The 1,785-nt window shown below is 65.8% G+C and carries 3 protein-coding genes; 1 reads left to right on the top strand and 2 read right to left on the bottom strand.

Annotated features, from left to right (window positions below):
• Positions 1-128 precede the first annotated feature (128 nt).
• Complete coding sequence (locus tag ACFWPJ_RS31910; protein WP_378857111.1) at positions 129-695, bottom strand: hypothetical protein; 567 nt, start codon at positions 693-695, stop codon at positions 129-131.
• A gap of 78 nt (positions 696-773) precedes the next feature.
• Positions 774-1,301, bottom strand: coding sequence for an EXLDI protein (locus ACFWPJ_RS31915; protein ID WP_189034363.1), 528 nt, complete (start codon positions 1,299-1,301; stop codon positions 774-776).
• A gap of 168 nt (positions 1,302-1,469) precedes the next feature.
• Between ACFWPJ_RS31915 and ACFWPJ_RS31920 the strand changes: the two genes are divergently transcribed.
• The coding region (locus ACFWPJ_RS31920; RefSeq protein ID WP_378857114.1) for a thiamine pyrophosphate-binding protein at positions 1,470-1,785 on the top strand (316 nt) is incomplete at its 3' end.

Genomic DNA, 1,785 nt, shown 5'->3' on the forward strand with positions numbered 1-1,785 from the left:
ACCCACCCCAACCACACACACCACAACCCCCACCACCGCCCCCGCCCCCCCCTCCGGGGCCCCCCCGCCCTCCCCCCGAACCCCCCCCCCCCCGCCCCCGGGGCTATTCCGCCTCTCGATCGCTGCTCTTATTTCACGCCTGCCTTGATGGCGGCGTCCTGCGACTTCGCGATCGCTATTGCCACTTCGGCCGGGACCCGCTCACCGGTCTTGCTCTCGAATTCGAGGATCGCAAAGGCGCTGCCCTCACTGAAAGCTACGACGGTTGCCCCATCCGGGGCGTTCAGTATGCCGCCACCAACACCGACGTCGACAGGAGAAAAGGCCGCGCCTCCGGCCTTCTGGGACGCGCCATCCTTTGCCGCCGCGAGGGCTGCTGCGGCGGTCTCCGAATTCTCGCGCACAATGACGGCCGAACTGATCTTCTCAGTGCCCTCACTGTTGCCGAAAATGCCGATGATGCCGTCCTGTTGCGGCTTGGTGGTCTTCAATGTCCAGCCGGCGTCGATGTCGCCCGGCTTGATGAGCAGGCTCGGGTAGTCGATCGATGCGGGCGACGAGGCCGCGGTGCTGGTCGGCGCGACCGAGGTGGCGGAGCTGGCGACGGACGACGATCCCTCGTCGGAATTGCAGCCTGCGATTCCGGCGGACAGCGCCACAGCGGCACCAAGCAACGCAACTTTCGATATCTTCATCCGACGATGATGACCGGTGGCCCTGACAAAACTGCTGGGGGCTGCTGGTGTGAATCTGGTTGCCGCCGGAAACCGGCGTCAGATGTCTAGTTCCTCGATCTGCGGGTGCGAGTGGATGTCCTCGACCTTGCGGTAGAGCTTGTCGGGGACACGGCCCTTCAGATCCGACACGTCGTCGAGGATCTCGTAGTCGTAATCGCCCCAGTCCCACGGCCGGTCGCCGATGCCGAACATCCGGCGCCAGTACTTCCAGTCCTTCAGGTCACCGGCGGCATCGCCGGTCGGATAGTCCTTCCACAGCGCCTTGTGCGTGTGGAGCACGAGCTTGCCTTTGCGACTGCGGTAGACCCGCTGGTGCAGCACCCGCTCGTCGCCGACGTCGCGCCATTCGCCGAGCAGGGTGCCCTGGAACCGCACCTGCCGCACGCCGTCGCGACCCACCTGGAGCACGATCTCGTCGAAACCCGCCTGGCGTCCTTCTTCCAGGTCGATGAATCGGCGCAGCGCGGCGACGACCGCGCCGGAGATGTTGCCGCCGACGAGCTCCTGCGCCCGCTGGAACAGGGGCAGATCGTCGTCGGCTACGTAGATCGTCTTGTTGGGCATGAACCCACTATACGTAGATGTATACGTACACACAAGAGGTGGATATGGGCGGCGTGGTGAACCCGCGCCGGAGCCAGCCCGTTTCCCTCGTGTACGCGACGATCCGCCCGTCGATACCTGCTGATTAACGGAGGTACTCGACGGGTAGACGCGCCAGGAGGAGGGCAGATGCCGGACAGAGTGGTCGACTACCTGACAGACGCGGTGTCCGAGCTGGGGGTCACCCATATCTTCGGAGTCGACGGCGCCAATATCGAAGACCTCTACGACGCGATCTTCGACGCGGGCGGGAACCCGGTCGGCATTGTCGCCAAGCACGAGTTCTCCGCGGCCACCATGGCCGATGGCTATGCGCGCAGCACCGGGGGTCTCGGCGTCGTCGCCGCCACCTCGGGCGGCGGGGCGATGAATCTGATTGGCGGGGGAGCCCCAAGACCAACCACACCCGGGGCGGGTCGGGGGCGCAAAGGGCACCCCCCGCCAA

Source organism: Nocardia sp. NPDC058497 (assembly GCF_042720195.1).
GTDB lineage: Bacteria > Actinomycetota > Actinomycetes > Mycobacteriales > Mycobacteriaceae > Nocardia.

Bases quoted from the DNA above. Each gene is read 5' to 3' on its own strand.
- ACFWPJ_RS31910 (WP_378857111.1), bottom strand. From the start codon at position 695: ATGAAGATATCGAAAGTTGCGTTGCTTGGTGCCGCTGTGGCGCTGTCC.
- ACFWPJ_RS31915 (WP_189034363.1), bottom strand. From the start codon at position 1,301: ATGCCCAACAAGACGATCTACGTAGCCGACGACGATCTGCCCCTGTTC.